Source organism: Ensifer sp. CCNWLY38, assembly GCF_037120565.1.
GTDB lineage: Bacteria > Pseudomonadota > Alphaproteobacteria > Rhizobiales > Rhizobiaceae > Ensifer > Ensifer adhaerens_H.
In genome coordinates this window covers 270,067-295,678 of sequence record NZ_JBBBBO010000003.1, presented here as the reverse complement: position 1 = coordinate 295,678, position 25,612 = coordinate 270,067, and the positions used below count along the sequence as shown (strand labels likewise).

The 25,612-nt window shown below is 63.6% G+C and carries 28 protein-coding genes; 16 read left to right on the top strand and 12 right to left on the bottom strand.

Features of this window, described 5'->3' with window-relative positions:
- Positions 1-35: 35 nt before the first annotated feature.
- Genes V7S54_RS08485 through V7S54_RS08475 form a run of 3 tightly spaced genes read left to right on the top strand, consistent with a single transcriptional unit; the run spans position 36 to position 1,758 of the window.
- Positions 36-371, top strand: coding sequence for an oxidoreductase (locus V7S54_RS08485; RefSeq protein WP_336408218.1), 336 nt, complete (start codon positions 36-38; stop codon positions 369-371).
- Complete coding sequence (locus V7S54_RS08480; protein ID WP_336408217.1) at positions 368-745, top strand: hypothetical protein; 378 nt, start codon at positions 368-370, stop codon at positions 743-745. Before V7S54_RS08485 ends, V7S54_RS08480 begins: the two co-directional genes overlap by 4 nt.
- Complete coding sequence (locus V7S54_RS08475) at positions 742-1,758, top strand: zinc-binding alcohol dehydrogenase family protein (RefSeq protein ID WP_336408216.1); 1,017 nt, start codon at positions 742-744, stop codon at positions 1,756-1,758. Before V7S54_RS08480 ends, V7S54_RS08475 begins: the two co-directional genes overlap by 4 nt.
- Before the next feature lie 15 nt (positions 1,759-1,773).
- On the opposite strand, the gene V7S54_RS08470 is transcribed toward V7S54_RS08475, so the two are convergent.
- From V7S54_RS08470 to V7S54_RS08460, 3 genes are all read right to left on the bottom strand, one after another.
- A complete protein-coding gene (locus V7S54_RS08470) occupies positions 1,774-2,268 on the bottom strand; it encodes a GAF domain-containing protein (RefSeq protein ID WP_336408215.1) in 495 nt (164 codons plus the stop codon).
- Positions 2,269-2,342: 74 nt separating this feature from the next.
- Positions 2,343-3,389, bottom strand: a complete 1,047-nt coding sequence (locus V7S54_RS08465) for a serine hydrolase domain-containing protein (protein WP_336408214.1) — start codon at positions 3,387-3,389, stop codon at positions 2,343-2,345.
- A gap of 99 nt (positions 3,390-3,488) precedes the next feature.
- On the bottom strand, positions 3,489-4,061 hold the full coding sequence (locus tag V7S54_RS08460; RefSeq protein WP_336408213.1) for a TetR family transcriptional regulator: 573 nt from the start codon (positions 4,059-4,061) through the stop codon (positions 3,489-3,491).
- An 88-nt stretch (positions 4,062-4,149) separates the two neighbouring features.
- Here V7S54_RS08460 and V7S54_RS08455 point away from each other — a divergent pair, with 88 nt between their 5' ends.
- The 4 genes from V7S54_RS08455 to V7S54_RS08440 all read left to right on the top strand — a co-directional run bounded on the left by V7S54_RS08455 (position 4,150) and on the right by V7S54_RS08440 (position 7,703).
- Positions 4,150-5,058 (top strand): SDR family oxidoreductase, encoded by a 909-nt coding sequence (locus V7S54_RS08455; RefSeq protein ID WP_336408212.1) that lies wholly within the window; start codon positions 4,150-4,152, stop codon positions 5,056-5,058.
- Positions 5,059-5,203: 145 nt separating this feature from the next.
- Positions 5,204-5,458, top strand: coding sequence for a hypothetical protein (locus V7S54_RS08450; RefSeq protein ID WP_336408211.1), 255 nt, complete (start codon positions 5,204-5,206; stop codon positions 5,456-5,458).
- Between the two features lie 258 nt (positions 5,459-5,716).
- Positions 5,717-6,781 (top strand): hypothetical protein, encoded by a 1,065-nt coding sequence (locus V7S54_RS08445; RefSeq protein ID WP_442892545.1) that lies wholly within the window; start codon positions 5,717-5,719, stop codon positions 6,779-6,781.
- An 82-nt stretch (positions 6,782-6,863) separates the two neighbouring features.
- Entirely contained in the window at positions 6,864-7,703 is an 840-nt protein-coding gene (locus tag V7S54_RS08440; RefSeq protein WP_083203523.1) for a L,D-transpeptidase, read from the top strand.
- Positions 7,704-7,751: 48 nt separating this feature from the next.
- Here V7S54_RS08440 and V7S54_RS08435 read toward each other — a convergent pair whose 3' ends face one another.
- Both V7S54_RS08435 and V7S54_RS08430 read right to left on the bottom strand, forming a co-directional pair.
- Positions 7,752-8,468, bottom strand: coding sequence for a L,D-transpeptidase (locus tag V7S54_RS08435; RefSeq protein ID WP_336408210.1), 717 nt, complete (start codon positions 8,466-8,468; stop codon positions 7,752-7,754).
- A 185-nt stretch (positions 8,469-8,653) separates the two neighbouring features.
- Positions 8,654-9,412 (bottom strand): L,D-transpeptidase, encoded by a 759-nt coding sequence (locus V7S54_RS08430; RefSeq protein WP_336408209.1) that lies wholly within the window; start codon positions 9,410-9,412, stop codon positions 8,654-8,656.
- A gap of 115 nt (positions 9,413-9,527) precedes the next feature.
- Between V7S54_RS08430 and V7S54_RS08425 the strand changes: the two genes are divergently transcribed.
- The 3 genes from V7S54_RS08425 (at position 9,528) to V7S54_RS08415 (ending at position 12,242) form a co-directional block, all read left to right on the top strand.
- Positions 9,528-10,190 (top strand): response regulator transcription factor, encoded by a 663-nt coding sequence (locus V7S54_RS08425; RefSeq protein WP_336408208.1) that lies wholly within the window; start codon positions 9,528-9,530, stop codon positions 10,188-10,190.
- Positions 10,190-11,563, top strand: a complete 1,374-nt coding sequence (locus tag V7S54_RS08420; protein WP_336408207.1) for an ATP-binding protein — start codon at positions 10,190-10,192, stop codon at positions 11,561-11,563. Before V7S54_RS08425 ends, V7S54_RS08420 begins: the two co-directional genes overlap by 1 nt.
- Positions 11,564-11,807: 244 nt before the next feature.
- Positions 11,808-12,242 (top strand): GFA family protein, encoded by a 435-nt coding sequence (locus tag V7S54_RS08415; protein WP_065373319.1) that lies wholly within the window; start codon positions 11,808-11,810, stop codon positions 12,240-12,242.
- Position 12,243: 1 nt separating this feature from the next.
- Here V7S54_RS08415 and V7S54_RS08410 read toward each other — a convergent pair whose 3' ends face one another.
- Entirely contained in the window at positions 12,244-13,920 is a 1,677-nt protein-coding gene (locus V7S54_RS08410; RefSeq protein ID WP_336408206.1) for a SulP family inorganic anion transporter, read from the bottom strand.
- Between the two features lie 314 nt (positions 13,921-14,234).
- On the opposite strand from V7S54_RS08410, the gene V7S54_RS08405 reads away from it, so the two are divergent.
- Positions 14,235-14,552: a potassium channel family protein gene (locus V7S54_RS08405; protein ID WP_336408205.1), complete on the top strand. Its 318-nt coding sequence runs from the start codon at positions 14,235-14,237 to the stop codon at positions 14,550-14,552.
- Between the two features lie 51 nt (positions 14,553-14,603).
- Here the strand turns inward: V7S54_RS08405 and V7S54_RS08400 are convergent, their stop codons facing one another.
- The 3 genes from V7S54_RS08400 to V7S54_RS08390 form a co-directional block, all read right to left on the bottom strand.
- Positions 14,604-15,206, bottom strand: coding sequence for a nitroreductase family protein (locus V7S54_RS08400; protein WP_065373321.1), 603 nt, complete (start codon positions 15,204-15,206; stop codon positions 14,604-14,606).
- Positions 15,207-15,252: 46 nt separating this feature from the next.
- The gene (locus V7S54_RS08395; protein ID WP_057251848.1) at positions 15,253-15,465 is read right to left on the bottom strand and encodes a hypothetical protein; all 213 of its coding nucleotides are present in this window, start codon (positions 15,463-15,465) and stop codon (positions 15,253-15,255) included.
- Positions 15,466-15,754: 289 nt separating this feature from the next.
- The gene (locus V7S54_RS08390; protein WP_065373462.1) at positions 15,755-15,949 is read right to left on the bottom strand and encodes a hypothetical protein; all 195 of its coding nucleotides are present in this window, start codon (positions 15,947-15,949) and stop codon (positions 15,755-15,757) included.
- Positions 15,950-16,055: 106 nt separating this feature from the next.
- Here V7S54_RS08390 and gcvA point away from each other — a divergent pair, with 106 nt between their 5' ends.
- From gcvA to V7S54_RS08365, 5 genes are all read left to right on the top strand, one after another.
- Positions 16,056-16,955 carry a transcriptional regulator GcvA gene (gcvA, locus tag V7S54_RS08385; RefSeq protein ID WP_065373322.1) on the top strand — a complete coding sequence of 300 codons (900 nt, stop codon included), beginning with the start codon at positions 16,056-16,058 and terminating at the stop codon, positions 16,953-16,955.
- Positions 16,956-17,085: 130 nt separating this feature from the next.
- Positions 17,086-17,910 (top strand): N-formylglutamate amidohydrolase, encoded by an 825-nt coding sequence (locus tag V7S54_RS08380; protein ID WP_065373323.1) that lies wholly within the window; start codon positions 17,086-17,088, stop codon positions 17,908-17,910.
- On the top strand, positions 17,907-19,790 hold the full coding sequence (locus tag V7S54_RS08375) for a flavohemoglobin expression-modulating QEGLA motif protein (protein ID WP_336408204.1): 1,884 nt from the start codon (positions 17,907-17,909) through the stop codon (positions 19,788-19,790). Before V7S54_RS08380 ends, V7S54_RS08375 begins: the two co-directional genes overlap by 4 nt.
- 8 nt (positions 19,791-19,798) lie before the next feature.
- Positions 19,799-20,845: a glutathione synthetase gene (locus V7S54_RS08370; protein WP_336408203.1), complete on the top strand. Its 1,047-nt coding sequence runs from the start codon at positions 19,799-19,801 to the stop codon at positions 20,843-20,845.
- A 217-nt stretch (positions 20,846-21,062) separates the two neighbouring features.
- A complete protein-coding gene (locus V7S54_RS08365) occupies positions 21,063-22,337 on the top strand; it encodes a sugar MFS transporter (protein ID WP_336408336.1) in 1,275 nt (424 codons plus the stop codon).
- Between the two features lie 211 nt (positions 22,338-22,548).
- On the opposite strand, the gene V7S54_RS08360 is transcribed toward V7S54_RS08365, so the two are convergent.
- Genes V7S54_RS08360 through V7S54_RS08350 form a run of 3 tightly spaced genes read right to left on the bottom strand, consistent with a single transcriptional unit; the run spans position 22,549 to position 25,507 of the window.
- Positions 22,549-23,301 carry an ABC transporter ATP-binding protein gene (locus tag V7S54_RS08360; protein WP_336408202.1) on the bottom strand — a complete coding sequence of 251 codons (753 nt, stop codon included), beginning with the start codon at positions 23,299-23,301 and terminating at the stop codon, positions 22,549-22,551.
- A complete protein-coding gene (locus tag V7S54_RS08355; RefSeq protein WP_442892544.1) occupies positions 23,295-24,365 on the bottom strand; it encodes a FecCD family ABC transporter permease in 1,071 nt (356 codons plus the stop codon). Before V7S54_RS08355 ends, V7S54_RS08360 begins: the two co-directional genes overlap by 7 nt.
- A complete protein-coding gene (locus V7S54_RS08350; RefSeq protein ID WP_336408201.1) occupies positions 24,362-25,507 on the bottom strand; it encodes an ABC transporter substrate-binding protein in 1,146 nt (381 codons plus the stop codon). The genes V7S54_RS08355 and V7S54_RS08350 overlap by 4 nt, the downstream gene beginning before the upstream one ends.
- Positions 25,508-25,612 lie beyond the last annotated feature (105 nt).

Genomic DNA, 25,612 nt, shown 5'->3' with positions numbered 1-25,612 from the left:
CCCGTTCCGACATTTTGCCCGAAAAGGATCACCCCATGCCGACAACGCTCTTTTCTCCCGTCTCCCTCGATCCGTTGACCCTGCCGAACCGCATTGCGCTCGCGCCGATGACGCGGGCGCGCAGCAGCCAGCCGGGCAACGTCCCGACCGCGCTGATGGCAGAATATTGCGCCCAGCACGCCTCCACCGGTCTCATCGTCACCGAAGCAACGCAGATCTCGAGCCAAGGCCAGGGCTCCTTCATCGCCCATCCGGACCCGCCGCGGCGGCTGAAGGAAGGCTTGCCGCTTGCGACCTTCGACGGAACCAAGCTTTTCGGCGGAACTGCCGACGGATATTCTACCTATCCGGCGCTGGAGGACGCCGCATGAGCGCGCCACTGACGGAGCATGAGCGCGCGGAAGCCATGGTCAACGATCGCATTGGCACCGCGCTGGTGCTAGAGGAAGAGAGCCTGCGCGTCTGGCATCTGCGGCTGAAGCCCGGCGAAACGCTTCGCCCCCATCGCCACGACCGGCCCTATTTCTGGACGGCGCTGACCGATGGTTCCGCACGCTCGCGCTCGGGCGACGGCAAGGTCACGGACATGATCTACCGCGCCGGCGACACGCGCCACTTCAGCGACCTGACGCTGGAGACCGCCTTCGTGCACGATCTGACCAACACCGGCAACGCCGAACTCGTCTTCGTCACCGCCGAATTCACAGCCCAAGACCATTCGTCCATGACAAGGAGCAAGCCATGAAAGCCGTCGCCCTCACCCGTTATCTCCCGGTTTCCGACCCGCAGTGCTTCCTCGATGTCGACCTGCCGAAGCCGGAACCCAAGGGGCATGACATTCTGGTGGCCGTCCATGCGGTCGCCGTCAATCCGGTGGATGTGAAGATGCGCGCGCCGAAGGACAAGATCGAGGAAACGCCGCGCGTACTCGGCTGGGATGCCAGCGGCGTGGTCGAAGCGGTCGGCCCGGATGTGACCCTGTTTAAGCCCGGCGACCATGTCTACTACGCCGGCGACCTCACGCGATCCGGCACGAACCAGCAGTATCAGCTTGTCGACGAGCGCATCGTCGGGCGTAAACCGAAGTCGCTAAGCTTCGCCGAGGCAGCCGCCCTGCCGCTGACGACAATCACCGCCTATGAAGCCTTCTTCGACCGGCTCGGGATCGACCGGGACGGTGCGGATCGCAGCCAGTCGATCCTGATTGTCGGCGGCGCCGGCGGCGTCGGCTCGATCGGCATCCAGCTTGCCAAGCGCGCCGGGCTTACCGTGATCGCTACGGCGTCGCGGCCGGAGACCATCGCCTGGGTGAAGGAACTCGGTGCCGACCACGTCGTCAGCCACCGCGAGCCGCTGGTCGACCAGGTCCACGCTCTCGGCTTTACCCATGTCGACCACATCGCCATCTTCAACGACATGCGCCATTGGGACGACGCGGTCGAGCTGATCCGGCCTCAAGGGGGCATCGTTTCGATCGACAACACCGACGTGCCGATGCCGATGGCGGGCATGAAGACCAAGGCGGCGAGCCTGCATTGGGAATTCATGTTTGCCCGCCCGATGCATCAGACGCCTGACATGATCGAGCAGCACCGCCTTCTGTCCTTCGTCGCCGACGAGATCGATGCCGGACGGCTGAAAACGACGCTTGCCGAGGTGCTGTCGCCGATCAATGCCGCAAACCTGCGCGAAGCGCACCGGCGCATCGAGACCGGTGCTGCCAAGGGCAAGATCGTCATCGAAGGCTTTGACGGCTAGCGCCCAGCTACCGATCTAGCTGAAATCGCTCGCCGCGACATAGATCGCGGCGAGCACCTCGAAGCCAGCCTGATCCTCGGCATCAAAACGGTTGGGGCTCGGGCTGTCGAGATCGAGCACGCCGAGCACTCTGCCATCCTTGACCAGAGGCACGACGAGCTCGGAGCGGGACGCGGCATCGCAGGCGATATGACCGGGAAAGGCATGCACATCGGGCACCAGCATCGTCTGTCGTTGCGCAGCGGCGGCCCCGCACACCCCTTTACCGACCGGAATGCGCACGCAGGCGACTTTGCCCTGAAACGGCCCGAGCACCAGCTCGTCATTCGGCCGCAGGAAATAGAAGCCGGCCCAGTTCAGATCCGGCACCAGATCGAAAACGAGGGCCGAGAGATTGGCGGCATTGGCGATGAAGTCGCGCTCGTCATGCAGAAGCCCGCCGAGCTGGCTCGCCAGTTCGCGGTAGAATTCGGGCTTGTTGCCGGTCTCGATTGTCTTCGTGGCAAACATCTCTCACCTTTCAAATCTCGGCATCCTGAGCCGCTGTTGGGCACGCGCCAGCCGACATGGCGGCACGCGGCCTGTCACCCGTCCGTTTCCGGAGCGCCCTTCACCCTTGTGATGATCTCGCCGAGCACCAGGTGCAAAGCATCGCGGTAGCCGTTGCGGGCTGACGGTCCGCTCTCGGCCGAGGTCATCACCACGGTCAGATCGAGGCTCGGCACGATGTAGAGCATCTGCCCGCCGTAGCCCCAGGCGAAGTGCACCTCCTCGCCAGCGATCTGGCGGCCGAACCAGCCGTAACCGTACTCGTCCCCGGAGAAACGCGAATTGGTGCGGTGCTGCCAGGATGCTGCGATCCATTCTGACGACACCAGCTGCTGGCCCGATGCGGTGCGGCCGCCATTGCGGTAAAGCTCGCCGAAGGCAAGCAACGAGCGGGGGCTCATCGCCATCTGGTTGCCGCCGAGATAGATGCCCTGCGGGTCGCGATCCCAGGCACCGATGCGGAAACCCTCGAGCGGCCCCAGCCAGTCGCGTGCCAGCGCCAGGGTCGACTTGCCGCTGACCTTCGTCAGGATCGCCGAAAGCAGGTGGGTCGAGGCGGTGGAATAGAGCATCTCACCGCCCGGATCGTCGTCGAAGGGCTGAGCGAGCGCCGTGCGCACCCAGTTGCTGCTCGCGACCCATCGGCCATAGTTCGGCCCCGACAGCCGGCCAAGCCCGGCCTGCATCGACAGCAGGTTGCCGATAGTGATGTCGTTGATACGCGGATCGGGTGAAGCCGGCAGGTCGGCTTTGAGGATCGGCGCGATCTTCTGGTCCGGCCCGAGCAATCCCTTGTCGATCGCAATGCCGACCAGCGCCGAGATGATCGATTTCGACGCCGACTTGATGTTGGTCGGGTCGGTCACGCGGTTGCCGCGATAGCCGCGCTCGGAAAGGATCTTGCCATCACGCGCGACGATCACGGTCTTCAGGGGCTCGAGCTCCTGCCGCGAAGCCAGTTCTTCCAGCAAGGTCGAAACCGGCGCCGCCACCTGGGCAGCCGCCGGCAAGGCGAGAACCGTCAGGACGACGAGTGCCAAGGCGACGATCCGGGCGAAGAGAGCGGCAGCAAATCTGAACATGGATCAGCATCTAAGACCATCTTCCGCCGCCGTCATCCACTGCACGGCCATCTCACGGCGATTTGACAACCGGGTGACTGAAAGGCCGTGGCGCTGACCTCAGGCCGTCGGTTGCCTTGCAAAGGCCTCGACGAAACGTCGCAGGCCTTGTTCGACGAACTCCGCGACAGGCACCTCTGGGTCGAAACTCCACCACAGCAGCGATCCCTGCCATTGCGACGCCATCAGCAGTCCGAGTCCGGGGGCGGCCGCGGGCAATCCCGAAAGACATTCGTCGAGCACGCCGGAAAGCACGTCGCGCCACTTCGCTCCCCGCGCACGGAGCAGCGGGTCCCGTAGGTCCTCCCGGAGAATCCGGAGATCGTCGGCATAGGATTCGATGGCGCCATAATCGCCCGACAGGCCGACGAGCAGCGCGATGGCTCCCTCCGGTGTTCTCGGCACCGTCGCCACCAGCTCCGCCGTCTGGCGGTCAAGGCCGTCCCAGGCCTGGTTGAGCGCGCGCTGGATCAACTTTGGCTTGTTTTCAAAGCGCTGCACGAGCGTGGCGCCGGAAAGGCCGGTGCTTGCGGCGAGCGCCGCGAACGTCAGGCCATCCGGCCCTTCGGCCCGCATCAGCGCGAATGCCGCCACCAGCACCTCTTCGTCTGGCATCGTTTTTGGTCGTGGCATCTTGACTCTCATTTATAACCGAACAATCATTTATATATCCCATTCAACAGAAAGCACCAGCGGCTATCGGCCCCAAGGAGGAAAAACCATGACGCTCGAAGGAAAAATCGCTCTGGTTGCCGGCGCGACACGGGGCGGCGGGCGCGGCATCGCCGCGGAACTCGGCGCCGCCGGCGCCACCGTCTACGTGACCGGCCGCACCACACGGCAACAGCAATCCGAATACAAGCGGCCCGAAACGATCGAGGAAACGGCCGACATCGTCACCAGCCTCGGCGGCAAGGGTATTGCCGTTCAGGTCGATCATCTCCAGCCGGCCGAAGTCGCAGCGCTGGTCACGCGCATCCGCCGTGAACAGGGGCGGCTCGATATCCTCGTCAACGATGTCTGGGGCGGAGAAAACCTGTTCGAGTGGGACAAGTCCGTCTGGGAGCACAATCTCGAGAACGGCCTGAAGCTTCTGCGCCTCGGCATCGACTCCCACCTGATCACCGCGCACTACGCCCTGCCCCTGATGATCGAGAAGCCGGGCGGGCTGCTCGTCGAGGTCACCGACGGCACCGCCGAGTACAATGCCACTCACTACCGCATTTCCCCCTTCTACGACCTCGCCAAGGTGGGGGCCAACCGCATGGCCTGGGCCCATGCCAAGGATCTGGCGCCGCACGGTGCGACCTCGGTTTCGATCACGCCCGGCTGGATGCGCTCCGAAATGATGCTGGAGCATTTTCAGGCGACCGAGGAAAACTGGCTGGAGGGGGCCAAGGTCCAGCCGCACTTCGTCATTTCCGAAAGCCCGCGCTTCGTCGGACGCGCCGTGGCGGCGCTGGCAGCCGATCCGGAAAAGGCGCGCTGGAACGGCCAGTCGCTGTCGAGCGGCGGACTGGCTCAGGTTTACGGTTTCACCGATCTCGACGGCTCGCGGCCCGATTGCTGGCGCTACATGCGCGAGGTGATGGAGGCCAACAAGCCGGCCGAGGTCACTGGATATCGGTAGTACCGCTGCGGCTTGCTCGATGCATCCCGCCCATAGAGCGCGAGAAATGACGGTCATGACAGCGGCCGCGCTTGAACCGAAAGGCCGGCTCCTGTAGGTCCCGTGCGAAGGAACGGCGCGGCAGCGCAATCAGGTGTGATGGAAGATGGCGTCGCGGGATCGTTATTCGAGAAAGCTGGAATGCGCGAAATGCGGGGCGTCCGGTTTCGCCGAAGCCTCTGAAAATGACAAGGCGAAAGGCAGCAATCGCGGCTTTCTCATCGACGTCATGCCCAAGGGCTTTTCGACCGAGCGCACCTCTCCCGACCCCGCCAAGCACATGGTCCGCTGCCGCTGCGGCAACGTTTTTGCGTTCAAGCAGAAGACCGTCTACGCGCCCGGCAGCGAACCACGGGACTGATGCGCCTGGGGCAATCCGGGCGCCCGCGTTGAGAAAAAATTCACCATCTTGTCTCAACATCGACCCAATCGGCGGGCAGCTATGGCGGCGCGCGTTCAAGTATTGTTGATCGCCAGCGCCCAGGACAAAGGCTTGCAGCCAGGGCTGCCACCGCTTAATCGCTGAACTAAAGCCGACCCGCTGTGCGTCGAACGCATGCCGTCGGTAACCGCGCCGAACGCAAGACACTGGGCGGCGGCAGCATAGCCAGGAGCCCGCATGCGGCGCGAGACGATACAGAGCCCCTCCTCCCAAACGCCCTCCACTGGCAAGTTTTTCACGCAGCTGCGCCGGATGCGGCATGCTCTGGCGATTGGCGCGATGGCACTTGCGCTTTCCAGCTGCATGGCGCTCGATGCCGACGACGTGCGCGAACCGCCGCCGATCCCGGCCAAGCTGATCGCCGCCATGGCGAAGAACGGCAGCAAGCCGGAAAGCCCGGTTCTGGTGCGCATCTTCAAGCAGGAAAGCGAACTGGAAGTCTGGAAGCAGAACAAGCAGGGCCAATACGCCCTGCTGAAGACCTACCCGATGTGCCGTTGGTCGGGGAGGCTCGGCCCGAAGACGAAGGTGGGCGACCGCCAGGCGCCGGAGGGGTTCTACCATGTCTCGGCCGGCATGCTGAATCCGAAGTCGCAGTATTTCCTGTCCTTCAATCTCGGCTATCCGAACCGGCTGGAATCGGCGCTCGGCTATACCGGCGAAGCGCTGATGGTGCACGGCGCCTGCTCGTCGTCGGGCTGTTACGCACTGACGGACCAGGGCGTCGGCGAGATTTACTCCGTCGTCCAGCGCGCGCTTGCCGGCGGCCAAGGCACCTTCCAGGTGCAGGCCTATCCCTTCCGCATGACCGCAGAAAACATGGCCAAGCATCGCGGCGATCCGAATTTCGAGTTCTGGAAGAACATCAAGCAGGGCTACGACATCTTCCAGACGACGAAGCGCCAGCCGAAGGTTTCGGCCTGTGGTCGCCGTTATGTCTTCAACACCGATTTCGCTGATGGCGACCCGTCCGATCCGCTCGCGGCCTGCCCCGCCGCTGCGACGACGACAGACGCCGGGCTCGTGGCAAAGCTGCAATCGGAGGACGCGAAGCTCGCGGGCCTGATGGCAAACCAGACGCCGGCGCCGCTCAATGCCTATGTCGATGGCGGCATGCATCCGAGCTTCCGGACGCTCCTTGAGAAAAACGGCGCCGAAAAGCTGGCAGCGAAGATCTCGGGAACTAAGTATCCTATTAGCCGACCCGAAGCGGCGCTGGCGGATCCCTATGCTGGCCTGTGATCGTTCGTCGGCTGGCGACCCACAATTGACCTAAAAGATCGGTTGCATCGCCAGAAGCGAACACAGGACGATCGAGGGTTCCATGCCTGAAAGAGAGATCCGCCGCCGCACCTTCCTGCAATTCTCCGCGGGGCTCGCGGCCGCCGGATTGGCAGGCTGTGCCTCGACGCGGCCGACGGTGACGCGTTCCTATGCGCCGGAACCTGTCCCCGAGGCGAACGCCTTCCTTGCCGATATGTACGGCGAGAAGCCGAACGAACCCTATCCGCTGCCGGCCATTCCCTACGAGAAGATCGATCCCCGCTACTATCGCCAGATGGTCGCCGACCCGACCGGCGAGAATCCGGGAACGCTGGTCGTCGATGTCGGCAGCCACTTTCTCTATCGGGTCTACGAGAATGGCGAGGCGATGCGCTACGGCGTCGGTCTTGGGCGCGCCGGCTTCGCCTGGGCCGGGCGCGGCGTCATCCAGTACAAACGCGAATGGCCGCGCTGGAAACCGCCGAACGAAATGGTGGCGCGCCAACCCGAGCTGCAACAATTCAGCATCGAGGCCGGCGGCATGGACCCCGGCCTCAAGAACCCGCTCGGCGCGCGCGCCATGTATATCTTCCAGAACGGCGAGGACACGCTCTACCGCATCCATGGCTCACCGGAATGGTGGACCATTGGCAAATCGGTATCCTCGGGTTGCGTGCGCATGATCAACCAGGACGTGGTCGACCTTTACAATCGCGTGCCGAACGGCACGCCGATCGTCGTCACCGACCTGTCGGGCGGTGGCATGGTGCAATCGCAGCCGATGCCGGAAATACAGCCCCTTCCGGACTCGCAGCCACTTCCGGATTCGCAGCCACTGCCGCAGCCGCAGGACTATATGCAAATGGGACCGGACGGACTTCCGCTGCCTCAGCCGCTCTGAGGCAATCCGTCCGGTGAAAACCGGAAGATCACGCCAAAGCGTAGCGCGTCACAGGACGAGCAGCGGCGTCTTGCCTCTGACGCGATCGTAAAGATCGATCGCGTCCTGCTGCAACATGCGCACGCACCCGGCCGACGCGTTCTTGCCGATCGAGCGCCACTGCGGCGAGCCGTGGATGCGGTAAAGCGTGTCCTGGCCGTTCTGGAAAATGTACATGGCGCGGGCGCCGAGCGGATTGTCGAGGCCCGGATCCATGCCGCCGGCGTCGATGCCGTATTTCTTGAGGTGCGGCTGGCGCGCTACCATGTCGTCCGGCACCGTCCAGCGCGGCCACTTGCGCTTCCAGTGCACGACCGCGCGCCCCTTCCAGGCGCGCCCCGCGGCCCCGAGGCCGACGCCGTAGCGGATGGCGCGACCGCCCGGCAGGACGTAGTAGAGGAACATCGTCTGGGTATCGACGACGATCGAATAGGGCGGCTCGTTGGTGGCATAGGCCACTTCCTGGCGCAGGAACTGCGGCTTGATCTCCGTGTACTGGACGCCTGGAACGTCGTAGCCTTCGTCCTTCACCGGCGCATAGACCTTGGCGTAGTCGAAGGTCTTCGTCGGCACGCCCGCGGCATCGGCAGCCTTTTCCGGCGAACCACCGTCGCCGGCGATCGGCTCGATCAGCTTCGGCTTCGGTTCTGGTTTCGGGATCTGCGTGCAAGCGCTCAAGACAGAGCTGGCGATCACCGCGAGCAGCGAGCGGCGGGACAAATTCATCGACACTTTATTCTATTCCAGGTTGGGGATTTCGGTAGGAAATGTTCCGAGGAGAGGCCCAAGGCTGTTGGGCCGAACCGTGACCGAAATGTGGTGAAAATCATTCTTTGGCGTGGATCGCCGCTCGCTGGGGGCACTCGTTTCCGGAGTGTTGCAGAATTCCCGCGCCACCTCTGTTGGCCGCCTTAGCCAACGGCCAGATCACCCTTCGCGGGATCCGGAATGACGACGATGGTGCTGCCGTCCCGCACCTGATCGTAGAGATAGACGACATCCTGATTGAGCAGGCGAATGCAGCCCGACGAGACCGCCTTGCCGATCGAATGCGCCTCGGGACTGCCGTGGATCCGATAGAGCGTGTCCTTGCCGTCCTTGTGGATGTAGAGCGCACGGGCGCCGAGCGGGTTCTTGATCCCCGGCGGCATGCCGCCATTGGCGATGCTGTAGGGCGCGAGCTTCGGCTGGCGCGCGACCATCTCGTCGGGCGGCGTCCAGCGCGGCCATTTGCGCTTGTAGGCGACGATCGCGCGACCAGACCACGCAAAGCCCTCGCGGCCGACGCCGATGCCGTAGCGCATCGCCCGCCCGCCGGGCAGCACATGATAGAGATATTTCGCCGGCGTATCGACGATGAGCGTGCCGGGCCGCTCGCCGCTCGGATAGTCCACCTCCTGTCGCCAGAACTTCGGATCGACCTCGGCGACCTTCACCTCGGGGATCGGAAACTCTTCATCCGGCATCGCGTAGTACATCGGCGGCACGGTCGGTCCGGCGGCGGCACGAACGGGTGCTGCCGCCAGCGGCACCACCGCCGGCGTCGGGCGCGCGGTCGCGCAACCGGTGACGAACAGCGAGGCTGCTCCGACAACAAGGCTGCGGCGGGTGAGCGTGATGCCGGTCTTGTGATCGGCCGCGGATGAAGAGGGCTCGTTTGGTTCGGTCATATCGGGCATTCAACGATTCGATTGTTGCAATGCCGCTTCAGAGGGAAGTCCTACCTTAAGGCTGCCTTAAGGGAGCGATTTAAGAGTTCCGCTCTCAAAAATGTGAGGAATAGCAATGCGAGTCCTGATCGTCGAAGACGATGACATCCTGCGTGACGGGCTGAAGGTCGGCCTGGCTCTGGCCGGCTTCACCACCGATGCCGTCAGCACCTGCGATGCAGCGGCGACGGCGCTGGCCGCCAACGGCTTCGACGCGATCGTGCTCGACCTGATGCTTCCAGATGGTTCCGGCATGGATATCCTCAAGGACTTGCGCTCCAGCCAGAATGACACTCCCGTGCTGCTGTTGACGGCCCGCGACACGGTTCGCGATCGTGTGGCCGGCCTCGACACCGGCGCCGACGACTACCTCGGGAAACCCTTCGACCTCGACGAAGTGGCCGCACGGTTGCGGGCGCTGTCTCGGCGGTCTACCGGCCGTGCGACGGCGGCGCTCGAATGGGCAGGCCTGCGGCTCGATCCCGCCCGACAGTCGGTGGAACAGGCCGGCAAGCCAGTGCAACTCTCGCGGCGCGAATATTCGATCCTGCACACGCTGATGGCACACCCCGGCGTCATCTTTTCGAAAACCAAGCTCGAAGACAGGCTCTACGGCTGGCAGGAGGAAATCGAAAGCAACGCCGTCGAGGTTCATATCCACCACCTGCGCAACAAGCTCGGCCCCGGCCTGATCGAAACCGTCAGAGGCATCGGCTACCGGCTGGGTGGGGCCGGCTGATGCGGTCGCTGCGCACCCGCCTCTTCGCCATACTGTTGATCACGACAGGACTGCTGTGGCTGTCGGCGACGGTCTGGATCTTCCTCAGCACGCGCGCCGAGGTGGAGCGTGTGCTCGACGCGCGACTGATGGAGGCCGCGCGCATGGTGAATTCGCTGATCGTCAGCCCCGACATGATGAAGGAAGAAGGCGACGGTGGCGCCAACCGTCCGGCGCAGAGTGCGATCAAGATACCGGTTCTGGAGCACCCGCATTACGACCGGCAGCTCTCCTGCCAGATCTGGTCGCTGGACGGCACACTGATCGGCAAGTCTGACAGCGCTCCCGACACGACGCTCGCGCCGCATGCGATGGGTTTCTCGGAAACCGTCATCAACGGCGAGACCTGGCGGGTTTTCGCGGTTGAGAATGCCAGCCTCGGCGTGCGTGTCCTCGTCGGTGACAACCTTCGCATCCGCGACCGGCTGGTCAACGATCTGGTCAAGGGATTGCTGCTACCGGCGCTGTTGATCATCCCGCTTCTCGCCGTGCTGATCTGGCTCAGCGTCGGGCGCGGGCTGGCACCGCTTCGGAAACTTGCGGGCGATCTCGCCGCGCGCGAGGCTTCGGATCTTCACGCGATTGAAGACGCGGGCACGACGCGTGAAATCAGCCCGGTGTTGAAATCGCTGAACGGCCTCTTCGCCCGTGTCGCCGGCGCCCGCGAGCGCGAACAGAACTTCATCGCCTTTGCCGCCCACGAACTGCGCACGCCTCTGGCGGGTCTCAAGACGCAAGCCCAGGTCGCGCTTGCCAGCGACGACGGCGAGATCCGTGAGAAGGCGCTCGGCCAGATTGTCGCCGGGGTCGACCGGACCGGCAAGCTGGTGCGGCAACTGCTCGACATCGCCTCCGTCGAAGCCTCCGAGAGTGCCAAGCCGGCAGGAGCCTTCGATGTCGGTGAAATATTCACAGGGCTTAGGACCGAACTCGCCGGCCAGGCTCACCGGGTCGACGTCGCCATCGACCCGCACCTCTTCGGTGTGAAGATCGACATGGATCCGGACCTCTTTCGCCTGGCGGCGCGCAACCTCCTGGAAAATGCCATCAACCATTCGCCGCCTGGGGCAACAGTTTCCTGTACCTGCGAGATGGCGGCCGGCCGCCTCGTCATTGTGATCAACGACACAGGCCCCGGCATTCCCGACGAGGAGATGCCGCACGTGACCGAGCGTTTCTTCCGCGGCCGCTTCAAGACATCGGTCGGCAGCGGCCTGGGCCTCAGCATCGTCGAACAAGCGCTGGATCGTACCGGCGCGGAACTCGAGCTCCGCAACCGGGACGGCGGCGGTTTGTCGGCCCGCATCGTGCTGCAGCAAAGCCTCATCCGGTGACCAGCCTCAGGGCCGAAGCACAAACCTACAGCGCCGCGCGTCTTATCAGACGCGCAAAGGTCGCTGTAGCACTTTGAATTGCTGCATGTTTTTACCCTTTAATCGGGTACGATTAAAGGAAACATGCAGTAGCTCGAAAGGAGGCGTTGACCTCAGGATCAGGCGTGACACGCTCAGGCATGGTTCAGATCGGTCATCGGCGAGAACCCAATCTCCGGATGGCGCGAACCGAAAGGAGAAAGTCATGGCAGCGAACGGCAGCTACAACGGAAAGTGCTTCTGCGGCGCAGTCGAGATCGAAGTGAACGGCGATCCGGCCGCCATGGGCTTCTGTCATTGCAATTCGTGCCGGACGTGGTCGGCGGGACCCGTGAATGCATTCACGCTTTGGCCGCCGGAGAAGGTCCGCATCGTCAAGGGCGCGGACAATCTTGTCGGCTACCAGAAGACCGCGACGAGCGTGCGCAAATGGTGCAAGGCCTGCGGCGGTCACCTCATGACCGAGCATCCGCTCTGGGGCGTGACGGACGTCTTTGCTGCGGTCATCCCGGCTCTGCCGTTCAAACCCGCGCTCCACGTCAACTATCAGGAGACGGTGCTGCCGATGAAGGACGGCTTGCCCAAATATCGCGACTTCCCGCCGGCATTCGGCGGCACCGGAGAATTGATCGCGGAGTGAATCAGGCTGCAGCCGGAGCGATGCTCGCCAGATAGTGCTGAAGGGCTGTGCGGGTGTTGACGAACAGGCGATCGGGGCCGAGCTGATCGGCAAAACCGGAGGCCCGCACATAGGCGAGCACATCCGGGTTCAGCTCGGCCAGCCAGACGGTGACCCCGTGCTCGCTGATGCGACGCTCGCCCTCCATCATCATCTGCAGCGCGGAATATTCGATATCGAAGACCCGGCTCATGTCGAGCACGAGAACCTTGGGCTTGTGCTTGGCGACCAGCATCTGCGCCTGGTCTGCCACTTGCTGGGCATTGGCAAAGAACAGGCGCCCCTCCGGCCGAAGGATCAGCAGCCCTTCGAAGGTCTCGTCGTCAGGATGATCCGGCGACAGCGGCCGGAGCCGATCGGTGCCGCGCTTGCGGCCGACGACATAGACCTTCGCCGATGCCGCCTGGCGGGCCAGTCCGATGAAGGAAAGCACGATCGCGACGATGATGCCCTGCAGCGTCCCGAAGAGCAGCACCCCGAGAAAGGCCGCCAGCGCCCAATGGAACTCCATGAGGCGCACCTTGCGCACCGACCAGAAATCCGCCGGTTTGATGAGCCCGATCGAATAGACGATGACGATCGCCGCCAGCACCGCCTGTGGCAGGAGACCGAGCAGGGGCGCCAGCACCAGCATCGTGGCAGCCGCTGCCGCAGCGGTGACCAGCGACGCCACCTGCGAATGTCCACCGACGGCACGCACGACGGCCGTCTGTGATGTTCCGCCGCCCGCGCTCATGGCGCCGAACAATGCACCGCCGAGATTTGCAGCACCGGTTGCCAGCAATTCGCGGTTCGCCCTGATCGGCGGGTCGGAGGGGGCGGCAAATGCGCGTCCGGCGGCGATAGTCTCGGTGAAGCTCATCAAGGCGATGCCGAGCGCGCCGGGCAGAAGCTCCTGGGCAAGACCGAGGCTCGGAAGCGTGATCGAAGGCAGAGACTGCGGGATGAAGCCGACGGTGGAGACACCGAGCGCCTCGAGGCCGGCAAACCAGGAAAGCGCGATGCCTGCCGCCACCGCCAGAAGCGGCGCCGGCGAATGCGGCCAGAGCCGCTCCATCGCAAGAAGCGCCACCAGCGCCGCAGCCGCAATCGCAAGCGTCAGTAGCGAGGTCTCGGACAGATGGCCGGCGATGCTGAGGATATCCCGGAAGAACCCTTCCTTGGTGATGTGAAGGCCAAGCAGCTTCGGCACCTGGTCGAGCACGATGACGAGGCCAATGCCGGCCTTGAAGCCGATCAGGACCGGCGAGGAGATGAAGTTGGCGACAAAGCCGAAGCGGAGAAGCGAAGCCAGGATGAGAAGCCCACCGGTCATCGCCGTCAGCGTCGCGGTTGCCGTTATCAACTTGCCGGGATCGCCATCCGGGACGGCAAGGCCGAGCTGTGTTCCGGCGAGAATGGCAAGGGTCGTGGTCGACGAGACGCTCAGCACCCGGGACGTGCCGAGAAGCGCGTAGATGATCATCGGCACGAAGGCGGTGTAGAGACCGACACTGACAGGCAGACCGGCGACCGTAGCATAGGCCATCGCCTTTGGCAGAACCACGGCAGCGGCCGTGAGACCTGCAATCACGTCGAGCCGGAAACCCGCAGTGGCACCGCGACCGTCGCCGACAGGCGAATGCTCGTTCGATGCCATCCGGACTATCCTCTGGCAGGAGCTTTCATGAAGTTATTCTAAAGCGATAGCACTGGGTAAAATCCGTTGCAAGGAACGCCTCAGCCACACTTCGGGCATCGCTTGTCGCCTACCAAAGCAGACGCTGGCAGGCTGCTCGACTTGCGGATATCTTGAGGACTGCGGGTGCCGGGCCGAGAGGGGATTTCGGCGGCAGGGAGCGAAGCCAAGGCGGACCGTCGCAGGCGTACGGAATCGTTAGCCTGGCGGGCTTCCTACCTGGCGAGAGGGAGGGTTGCGTGGCGAAATCTGATCGCAGGAGCCATTCAAAAAGAATGCGGCGCCTGTTCTTCTCCAATCTCTACCAGCAACTTCAGGTGCTCTGGCCGATCTTCTCCGCAATCCTGATCGTGATGACCGGATGCGGTGTCATCATTGGCCGCATCGAGGAATGGCGGCTCGATGAATCCCTCTATTTCACCTTCGTCACCGGGCTGACGATCGGCTACGGCGACATCACGCCCAAACACCTGGGCGCACGGCTACTGGCTCTGGTGATAGGCTTTTCCGGCATCGTCCTGACCGGCCTCGTCGCGGCCATCAGCGTTCAGGCGCTGAACGCGACGAGCAAGGGTGAAACGGACGATCGCTGAGGAGAGCGGGCCGGCAGTGTACCCCCGCTCCCCGTCCAAGTCTACCGAAGCTTAGCCGGCCACGAAGCGCCCTTCGGACACGATCTCGGAGAGGGCTTTGCGCGGGCTTGGTTGCTCGCGCTGTTGCAGCGCCTCCGGAAGCAGAGCCTTGTCGCCGAGGCGTCCGATCGCAACGGCAGCCTCGATCCGGTAGTTTTCGGGAACTTCGAGTTCGGCCCGCGCGCGGTCGTAGTCGATGCCGGCCATGCCGTGCGCCTGCCAGCCGGAATGGGCCGCCTGCAGGGCGAGTGCGCCCCAGGCGGCGCCCGTATCGAAGGAATGGGTGTAGGAAGGCACCTCCTCGCTGGCGCCTGGCGGCAGCAGGGAGGTTTTCGACAGCACGAAGATGAGGGCCGAAGCCTCTTTTGCCCAACTGCGGTTGAACTCGTTCAGAAGACCGAGCAGCTTCTCCCAGTCCTGTCCGCCGCGGCGGGCATAGACGAAATGCCAGGGCTGGGCATTGTAGGCTGATGGCGCCCAGCGGGCGGCCTCCAGGATTTCGAACAGCTCGGCCTCGGAAATCTCTTCGCCCGAGTAGGCCCGCGGCGACCAGCGTTCGAGAAAAAGCGGATTGATCGTGTGATCCGCGACGCGTGAATTCACATGCAATGTCATGGGGATGGTCCATTCATCGGCGACGTGCTGCCGCCGTTCGGGTTGGTCATTGACGGCCGAAGCTTTCGTACCGGTCGCAACGACTTCTCAAGGTCGAGATTTCATCGGAGAGTTCGGCGATACGGTCCCTGAGCTCATTGGCCGTGCCGTCCTCGACATCGTCGAAGCCGAAACAGTCTCGCGCCTCGTGAAGCTCCAAACGGCCCTGCAGGACCTCGCGAATTGCGCTCAAACGCTCAAATTGCCGCAGCATACTCATCTCGGACCTCATTTCAGGCGGTCAACGCAAACCTGCGCCGACCGGAAGGCGTTTCTGCCCAGCTCGATTCCTGACCGAGCCTTTCCGAGATTATCCACTCAAATAGTAGATTAAAGGAATTCTGACCCAAAGAGCAGGCGAGAGATGAAAAACTGCTCCGTTTTTGGCGCACGTCAGAGCCGTGAGTGAAGGAGCGATGCAGTGGAGGAAGGAGGCCCCCGGCGACGGTGTCACGCCCCTTGGCATTGGTGGACCTGGGCGATGGGAGGCTCGCCCAGGTCGGAAGCGGTCAAGCGGTCGGGAGGTCCTTCGCGTCGGGGCGGTTGCCATCGAGGAAGCCCATGTCCCGTTTCAGGTGATCCGACAGGTCTCGGACGTCGACGATATCGAGCGCCGGGCGCTTCCGAGCGAACAGAGGCGCCAGCCAGGAGCGCGCGGAAAAATCGTTGGTCGACGAAAAACTACGTACTTGAATGGTTGTCATAGCCGTCATCCTCTTCATCAATCCGTCTAATGGACGGACCTTGAAAATGGTTACGAACGGCATCACCTTCCAATCGAATATCGCTTACCATGCATAAGGCCATTTAATGCATAAGACACTTCCGCTTCCACCATTGACGGCTATCCGCGTCTTTGAGGCGGTTGCCCGGCATGGAAGCTTCACCAAGGCCGCAACCGAGCTCGGCATGACGCAAGCCGCGGTGAGCTATCAGATCAAGGTTCTCGAGGATCGGGTCGGTGCACCCCTGTTTCTGCGCCGCCCACGCCAGATCGCCTTGACAGAAGTCGGACAGCGGCTCGCTCCGGCGGTCACGCAGGCTTTCGAGCAACTCAGCGAAGCCTATGTCACGGCGCGCGGCGGCGCCCAGGGAACGCTGGTCATCAGCACGATCGCCACTTTCGCCTCCAATTGGCTGGCGCGGCGTCTTGGCTCCTTTCAGATCGCCCACCCTTCCCTTGCCGTCCGCCTTCAAACGGAGCCTCACCTGGTGGACTTCAGCCGCGAGGAGGTCGACATCGGTATTCGCTCCGGCCGCGGCGACTGGCCGGGGCTTGCAGCGCATCGGCTGATCAACGCCGACTTCACGCCTATGCTCAGCCCGAGCCTTGCTGCCAGTATCGGCGGGGTGAAAGAGCCGGCCGATCTGTTGCGTCTGCCGCTGCTCGATCCCGGCGATCCCTGGTGGGCGAAATGGTTTGCGGCCGCGAATGTGCCTGCCGAGGGGCTTTCAAGTCGTCCCGGCGCCAGCATGGGCGCACAGGCCTATGAGGGCAACGCCGCGACGGCCGGCCAGGGCGTGGCGATCCTGACGCCGGCGTTCTTCGCCGCCGAGCTGGCCGATGGGCGCCTCGTCCAGCCCTTCGATCTTCTCTGCAACGACGAGCATGCCTACTGGCTGGTCTATCCGGAGACGCGGCGCAATTCACCGAAGATCAGCGCCTTCCGCCAATGGATCCTCGGCGAAATCACGGCATCTTCGCGCTGAAGCGGGAATCGAGAAGGGCACCCCGCACGGGACTGATCTGCCATGGAATTTTGAATCTTTGCGGAACTCTCGGGCGTGCCCGGGAGTTGCAGTCCCGAAGCGCCCATAGTGAGGGCATGCGGGAGCGAACATGCAACGCGAGCCGACGGAACAGTTCCGTTCAGCCACGGAGAACGCCTGGTGGACCGTAAATCGCGGCGATGGACCGATCGTCGGCACCGCGATCCACAATGGGCATGCGATGCGTAGCGATGCCCGGGCGCTGGTGGCGTTGACGGAGGAAGAAAGGCTGCGCGAGGAGGACCCGTTCACCGAGTTCATCATCCGGGACCTTGCCAACCGCATCGTCGTCCATCGCTCCCGTTTCGAGGTCGATATCAATCGTGCCCGCGCAGGCGCCATCTATCTCCAGCCCGCACAGGCCTGGGGCCTTTCCGTCTGGCGGGAGCAGCCGCCTGCGGCGCTGATTGCGGCGTCCCTTGCCGTCCATGACGAATACTATGCCATGCTACGGTCGATGCTGACGGCGATCGAGCGCCGCCATCAGCGCTTCATCGTGCTCGACATACACAGCTACAACCATCGGCGTCAGGGGCCGGAGGCCGAACCGGCCGATATCGCCGAGACGCCCGAGATCAACATCGGGACCTCCTCCATGGATCGGGTCAAATGGGCCGACGTGATCGATACGCTGGTCGCTGCCATCAGCGCCACCACGCTCGCGGGTCGGCCTGTGGATGTGCGTGAAAACATTGCCTTCCAGGGACGCGGAGAACAGACGCGCTTCATTCACGAGCACTTTCCCGATACGGGCTGCGCGATCGCGATCGAGTTCAAGAAGACCTTCATGGACGAGTGGACCGGCAAGCCAGACCTCGAAGCGCTGAGGTCACTGCGCACACTGGTCGGATCACTCGTTCCAATCCTGACCGAGGCGCTCGCGAGGCAGCGATGACGGACGGGAGATCCATGCGCGCGAGCCCCGACCCGGAGTGGCTCGATGAAGCCATAGCCCGGCTGAAGGATGGTCGCGCCGTGCGACGGGACTTCGGCGAGGGTGGACGGCTGCACATCGACCGCCTGCTTCCCTTCCTCTGCGTTCATATCGCAGCCGAGCACCAGCAGCCGGTCGCGCGCGATATCGCCCAGGCGAATGCCGCCTATCTGCTGGCTCCGAGCGTCGATATCGCCGCCGTCGTCATCGAGCGGATCGGCCGCGTGATCGAAGAGCGCCAGGGCATGTTCATCGTTCTCGAATTCGCGGAGCTCGAAAGCGATGACCCGCCGGCCAAGGACGCGCCGTTCCTGCCGCCCTTCCTGATCGAGGTCGTCGCCGGGCTAAGCGCCGCCGAGCAGGTTGCCGCGAAAGCACTGATCGAGACGGCCGCGACGATCGAAGGAAAGTTCCGGACCCCGCATGTGACGCTTGTCGAGCGGCAACCGGATGCGACCGCGCGCAGAGAAACCCTGGCGCTCGACTATCCCCATCTCACCGTGCGTTTTGCCCCCATCTACTGCGAGCCAGGCACCCGCCGCATCTATCCGCAATTGCGCGAGCGGCTGGTTGCGAGCGTCTTCGATGCCGGCCTCCGCGCCGTTGCGGCCTTCGCCCGCGCGCGGTCCGACGACTTCCGGCTGCCGACGCACCGCGCCCTTGGCCGGAAAGCCTTCGTCGACGCGGTCGTGCGGGCCGACCGCGGCATCGACGAGATTGCCTCGAGTTTCGATTTCCTGCTCGCGGTGACGCCGATCAACGCGGAAACCGCCTGGGCGGAATTCGCGTCGAGCGGCTTTGCCCGAAGTCCCCGCCTCTACTATCGGCCGCTGGCGCTGCAGATCGAAACGGCCAAGCGCAAACTCTTCACCCTCAATTTCGAACATCTCGAAGATCCGCTGCTCTACGCCCTCTATCGGGAAAAGCAGCAGGAGGTCGATCTCCAGCTCTCGATGATTTCCGCGCGCGAGACCCGCAAATTCGTCGAGCTCGGCCGCGCACTCTACGGCCCGGTGGAAAGCGAACTTCTCAACGCCGCGTCCGACATCCTTGCACGCACCGCAGCCGATGGCGCCTCGTCTCCGACATCCGCCAACAAGCGCGACTGCGACTACATAAGGGAGCGTGCGCAGGCGATGATATCAGCCTATCGGCGCCAATCAGCCGATTTCACCGCCTCCGTCGAAATTCGCGACGACCTGCCAGCCGGCATGCTCGTCTCGCGCGGCCAATTGCTGATCGCCCGAAGCTCGGCACTCGACCCCGACCGCGTCGAGGCGCTGCTCAACCACGAGGTCGGCGTGCACCTGCTGACCTATTTCAACGGCTCGGCGCAGGGCCTCAGGATCCTCCGCTCCGGGCTTGCAGGTTACGAGGGCATGCAGGAAGGGCTTGCCGTTTTCGCCGAATACTTGAGCGCGGGAATGACCGCGGACCGGCTGCGGGTGCTTGCGGCGCGAGTCGTCGGCTGCGCGGCCCTGCTCGACGGCGCACTGTTTGCGGAGACCTACCGGCTGCTTGTCGACGGCCACGGCTTCGGCACCGCCGAGGCCTTCAACATCACACTGCGCATCTATCGCGGCGGCGGGCTGGTCAAGGACGCGATCTACCTGCGCGGCCTGCTGCAGCTTCTCGACCATCTCGCCGACGGCGGCAGTCTTGAGCCCTTCTGGATGGGCAAGATCGCCGCCTCGCATTTCGGTGCGATCCAGGAACTCAATTTGCGCGGCCTCCTTGGTGCCGCGGCCATTCGCCCTATTTTCCTCGATGACGTCAAAGCGCGCGACAGACTTCAGCGAGCCCAAAGGGGAATAACTCCGCTCGACATGGTCGCAGACTAGGAAACCGGATGCGCATCGCCTTTCTCGTCAACTCCATCGAGGGTGAAGGGACGTTCTACGCGACGACGTCGCTTGCGCTTGCAGCGCTCGCCCGCGGCCACGAGATCGTCTACGTAACGCCTGGTGATTTCATCCTGAGGCCCGATGGCCGCCTGATGATCCACGCCCTCAACCTCGGCGCGGCAAAGCCGCGCAAGGCCGAAACCTTCATCGCCGCATTAAGGGGCGACGCAACAGGGCGAGACATCCTGGACATCGCCGACGTCGACGTTCTGTTTCTGAGAAACGACCCGTCGGAAGACGCCGGTCCGCGCCCCTGGGCCACCCAGGCGGGCGTGATCTTCGGGCGGCTTGCGGCCGAGCGCGGGGCAATCGTCGTCAACGATCCCGACGGGCTGGCGCGGGCGCAGAACAAGCTCTATCTCCAGGACTTCCCCGAGATGGTCCGGCCGACCACGCTGATCTCGAAGCATATCGAGGAGATCAGGGCCTTTGTCGACGAGCACCCGGAAGGCGTCATCCTGAAGCCGCTGCAGGGCTCCGGCGGCAAGAACGTCTTCAAGGTGAGTTCCAGCCACGAGACGAACCTCAACCAGATTTTCGAGGCCGTCAGCGAGATGGGCTATGTGATCGCGCAGGAATATCTGCCGGCCGCAACGGAAGGCGACGTCAGGCTGTTCCTGATGAACGGCCGGCCGCTCAAACGCGGCGATACCTATGCTGCGGTTCGGCGCGTCCCGGCGGAAGGTGAGCTGCGTTCCAACATGCATGTCAACGGCAGGCCCGTCGCCGCCGTCGTCACGCCGGAAATGCTCGCGGTGGCCGAACAGATGCGGCCGAAGCTGGTGCGCGACGGCATGTTCCTCGTCGGGTTGGACGTCGTCGGCGACAAGCTCGTCGAGGTGAATGTCTTTACCCCCGGGGCCCTGCCCGAAATCGCCGAACTGACATCGATCGAATTCAGCGAGGACATCGTGGCGGCGCTTGAACGGAAGCTCGGCATCAAACGGACCAATGCCGGCGGCCTCTCCAATCGCGAGCTGGCCACCCTGTAACCCATAGCCAGCCCTCGCGACGGGCCCGGCGACCGGGGAAATCCTACCTTTCACACTGTCAAAGCACTGTGCGCGCGGTATAAGCGCCGCGCAGCCGAGTATCTTCGTGCTCCCAAGCGAAGATCACGGCTGCCGCCGGCGCGTCCAATGCGACGCCCTCCCAAGGCCCAAGCTCCGGCGTCAACGACATCACGAGGTTAAACCATTGGCAGGTATCATCACCAAGGGCGCTGAGCCCACGCGCGCGGCCTCATCCGCGTCACCGGACGCGACGGGCTATCGATTTGCCCTCTTCGCGCTCACCTCACTGTTCTTCATGTGGGGCTTCATTACGTGCCTGAACGACATTCTGATCCCGCATCTGAAGAACGTCTTCTCGCTCAACTACACGCAGTCGATGCTGATCCAGTTCTGCTTCTTCGGCGCCTATTTCATCGTCTCGCTGCCCGCCGGCGCGCTCGTCAAGCGCATCAGCTACAAATGGGGGATCGTACTCGGCCTCGTCATCGCCGCCATCGGCTGCGCACTGTTCATCCCTGCGGCAAGCTATCGCATCTATGCACTGTTCCTCGGTGCTCTCTTCGTGCTGGCAAGCGGCATCACGCTGCTGCAGGTTTCGGCCAACCCCTATGTGACCGTGCTTGGTCCGCCGGATACGGCCGCGAGCCGCCTGACCCTGACCCAGGCCTTCAACTCGCTCGGCACGACGCTGGCCCCGATGTTCGGTGCGGCGTTGATCCTGTCGGCTGCTGTCGTCGCCACCACCGACGCGACGCCGGAGCAGCTCGACGCCCTGAGGCTCGCAGAAGCAAGCGCAGTCAAGATGCCCTACCTGCTTCTTGCCGCCGCCTTCCTGCTGCTTGCGGCGCTCTTCGCCGCCCTGAAGCTTCCGACCGTCGAAGTGCATGACGAGATCGAGCCGATCACCGACGGCAAGTCGGCTTGGCACTACCGCCACCTGGTCCTCGGCGCCATCGGCATCTTCGTCTATGTCGGCGCGGAGGTCAGCATCGGCAGCTTCCTCGTCAACTTCTTGAACCAGCCCGATATTGCCGGCCTCTCCGAAGCCGAAGCCGCCCATTATGTGATGTATTTCTGGGGCGGAGCGATGGTCGGCCGGTTCATCGGCGCGGTTGCGATGCGCTTCGTCGACGACGGCAAGGCGCTGGCCTTCAACGCAGTCGCAGCGATCGTGCTGTTGCTGCTAACCGTCTTTGCCGGCGGCAGCGTTGCCATGTGGTCGGTTCTGGCGATTGGGCTTTTCAATTCGATCATGTTCCCGACGATCTTCAGCCTGGCGCTCTACGGCCTCGGGAAATACACGAGCCAGGGCTCCGGCATCCTGTGCCTGGCAATCGTCGGCGGCGCGCTGTTGCCGCTCGTTCAGGGCGGCCTTGCCGACACGATCGGCATCCACCTCGCCTTCCTGATGCCCGTCGCCTGCTATGCCTATATCGCCTTCTACGGCCTGAAGGGGCACAAGCCGACCTGATCTCAAAAGCCGCACTTCGCCGCCTCGGCGGCGAAGTGCTTCCAGCCTCTTGAATTGGCGCAGTTCCAGACGGAGACCGCTTCACATTTTCCTGGAATTGTTCTGGCGCCTAGATCACTTCACAGTTTCATTGAAACAGTGAAGTGATCTAACTCCTTGAAATTACGCAATTCCGGACGGAAAACCGTTCCACACTTTTCCTGGAATTGCTCTAAAGCGACTCGTCGACGATGACGACCGGGCGCCCCATCGAGCAAGCCTCCACTCGCGCTTCGACGCGGTAGACCGAGCGCAGCATGTCCGCGGTGATGACCTCATGAGTCGGACCGCTCGCCAGAACCGAACCGCCGCTGATGACGATCGTGTCGTCGCAGTAGCGCAGCGCATGGTTCAGGTCGTGCAGCGCGATCAGCACCGCCATGCCCGACTGCGCCGACAGGCGCTTCATGAAGCCGAGCACTTCGATCTGGCGGAAGAGATCTAGCGCCGACGTCGGTTCGTCCATCAACAGCACTTCGGGCTTGCGCACCAGGGCCTGGGCGATGGAGACGAGCTGGCGCTGGCCACCGGAGAGTTCGCCAAGGCCGCGAAAGGCGAGGTCGGCGATCCGGAGTTCGCCGAGCACCCGGTCGATCTCGGCGAGTTCGGCGTCCTTCACCTTCCAGCCGGAACCCTGCTTGGCCGACAGAAGCACCGACTCGTACACGGTGAGCACGGCATTGCCGCCGGTATCCTGCGGCATGTAGCAGATGCCCTCAGGCCCCTTGGCCGTGTCCGAAAGATGGACAGTGCCGGGCCCGGACGTCAGGCTTGCGATGCGCTTGAACAGCGTCGACTTGCCGGCGGCATTGGGACCGATCACCGCCGTCAGGCCACCGCCCCTAAGGACACCTGTATTGACGTCCGACAGCACCACGCGCCGGCCATAGTTCGCACCGACCTTTTCCAGCGTCAGGCTTACCATGCGCGCCTCCTGTTGGTGAAAATCAGCACGAAGAAGAAGGGCACGCCGACGAGTGCGGTGATGACGCCGATCGGCAGCACCGCGCCCGGGATCAGCATCTTGCTGACGACCGAGGTGACCGAAAGCAGCAGCGCGCCGCAGAGCACCGAGGCCGGCAGAAAGAAGCGCTGATCCTCGCCGACCAGCATGCGGGCGATATGCGGCCCGACGAGACCGACGAAACCGATCGTGCCGACGAAGGAGACCGGGATCGCCGCAAGCAGGCTGACCGTCATCATCGCTTCGAGCCTTAGCCGGCGAACATTGATGCCGAAGCTCGCCGCCTTGTCGTCGCCGAGCCGAAGCGCCGTCAGCGCCCAGGCGTGCCGTGCAAAGAGCGGCAAGGCGAACAGGAGCACGGCGCCGGTGATCCAGACCTTCGGCCAGGTTGCCTTGGTGAGGCTGCCCATCGTCCAGAAGACGACGGCGGCCAGCGCCTGTTCGGAGGCGAGGTATTCGAGCAGCGACAGCGCGGCATTGAAAGTGAAGACGAGCGCGATGCCGAGCAGCACGATCGTTTCGACGGTGACGCCGCGCATGGTGGAGGCGAAGTGGATGAAGAGCGCCGCCAGCATCGCCATCAGGAAGGCGTTGATCGGCACCATGTATTGGACGGCAACCGGAAAGACCGCGACACCGGCAACGAGGCCGAGGGCTGCGCCGAAACCGGCGGCGGCGGAGATGCCGAGCGTGAACGGACTTGCCAGCGGATTGGCGAGAATCGTCTGCATCTGCGCGCCGGCGACCGACAGCGAGGCACCGACCGTCACGGCCATCAGCGCGATCGGCATGCGGATGTCCCAGATCACCACCCGGAGCTGGTCGCTCACCGTTTCCGACCGGAACAGCGCCGTCAGCACATCGGCAAGCGGATAGTTCGCAGGCCCAAGCGCCATGTCGACCGCGACGGACGCAAACAGCGCGCCGATGAGACAGAAGATCAACACCAAACGGCGCAGGACGAGCGCGCGATAGCGCCCTCGTCCCTCAATGCCGGAAATTTGGTCGGTCACAGCAACCATCATTCACCACCCTTCGGAAACGAGGCGAAGTAGCCGGGGCGATAGGTCACCGGCAGGAACTTCTCATGGAACTCGCGGAACGTCCGGTCCGGGTCGATGTCGGCAAAGAGCTCCGGATGGAACCACTTGGCAAACTGCTGGATCGGAATGAACTCGTAGGGCGCGCCGTAGAACTGGTGCCAGACGGCATGGACATTGCCCTCCTTCACCGCCTTCAGGCCGGGGAAGCCGGGGCGCTGCATCAGGCCGCGCAAACGCTCCACGGCCGCCGCCGTATCGGCGCCACGGCCGACGCTGACGAACTGGTTGAGATCGGATTCCGCCGACCAGTTGCTGCCGGTGATGATGACATGGTCGGGATCGCTGACGATGAGCTGCTCGGGATTGAGGTCGCCGAAGGTGCCCTTGATCACGTCCGAACCGATATTGTGGCCTCCGGCCTCTTCCACCATCTTGCCGAAATTGGCCGGACCGAAGGTTCGGCAGCAGACGACGTCGCCGGTGATGCCGGGCGAGCGCTCGATAAAGACCTTTGGGCGCGCGATTGCACCGGCCTTCTGCAGGCGGTCCGTCACCAGTGCGATCTGGGCGTTGCGGTATTCGATGAATTCGCGCGCCTTCGCCTCGGCACCGAAGAGCTGGCCGAGGATTTCGACCGATTTCTCGCTGTTGGCCGCAGGATCGACGCGGAAATCGAGATAGACGACGGCAATGCCGGCAGCCGCCGCCTTCTCGATGAAGCCCGATTCCTCGACGGCCTTCTCAGCCTCGAGGTTCAGGGTCAGCACGTCGGGCTGCAACGCAATGGCCGCTTCGAGGCTGAAATCGCCTGAAGGGATATAGCCGAAACGCGGCAGCTTCTCGATCTCGGGGAAGCGCTCGACATAGGCAGCGTAGGAATCCGGATCCTTTTTCACGAGGTCGTCGCGCCAGCCGACGATCGTGTCGAAGACATGCTCGCCTTTCAACGCCGCCGCGACATGGATCTGCCGCGCCTCGCCCAGCAGAACCCGCTTGGCCGGAAGTGCGATTTCGACCCGACGGCCGGTCACGTCGACGATTTCCGCAGCACTGGCCGGCAGAGCCGCCAGCACGATGGCGGCGATCATCGCCGAGGCGATTGTCCTGAAGATCGGCATTCTCATTCCTTTCGATCGTGACGCTGCTGCTGTTTCTTTAAATCGTATGCGATTTAAGGACGAAAACACGCAGCAATTCAAAGTGCTACGGCGACCTTTGCGCGTCCAATA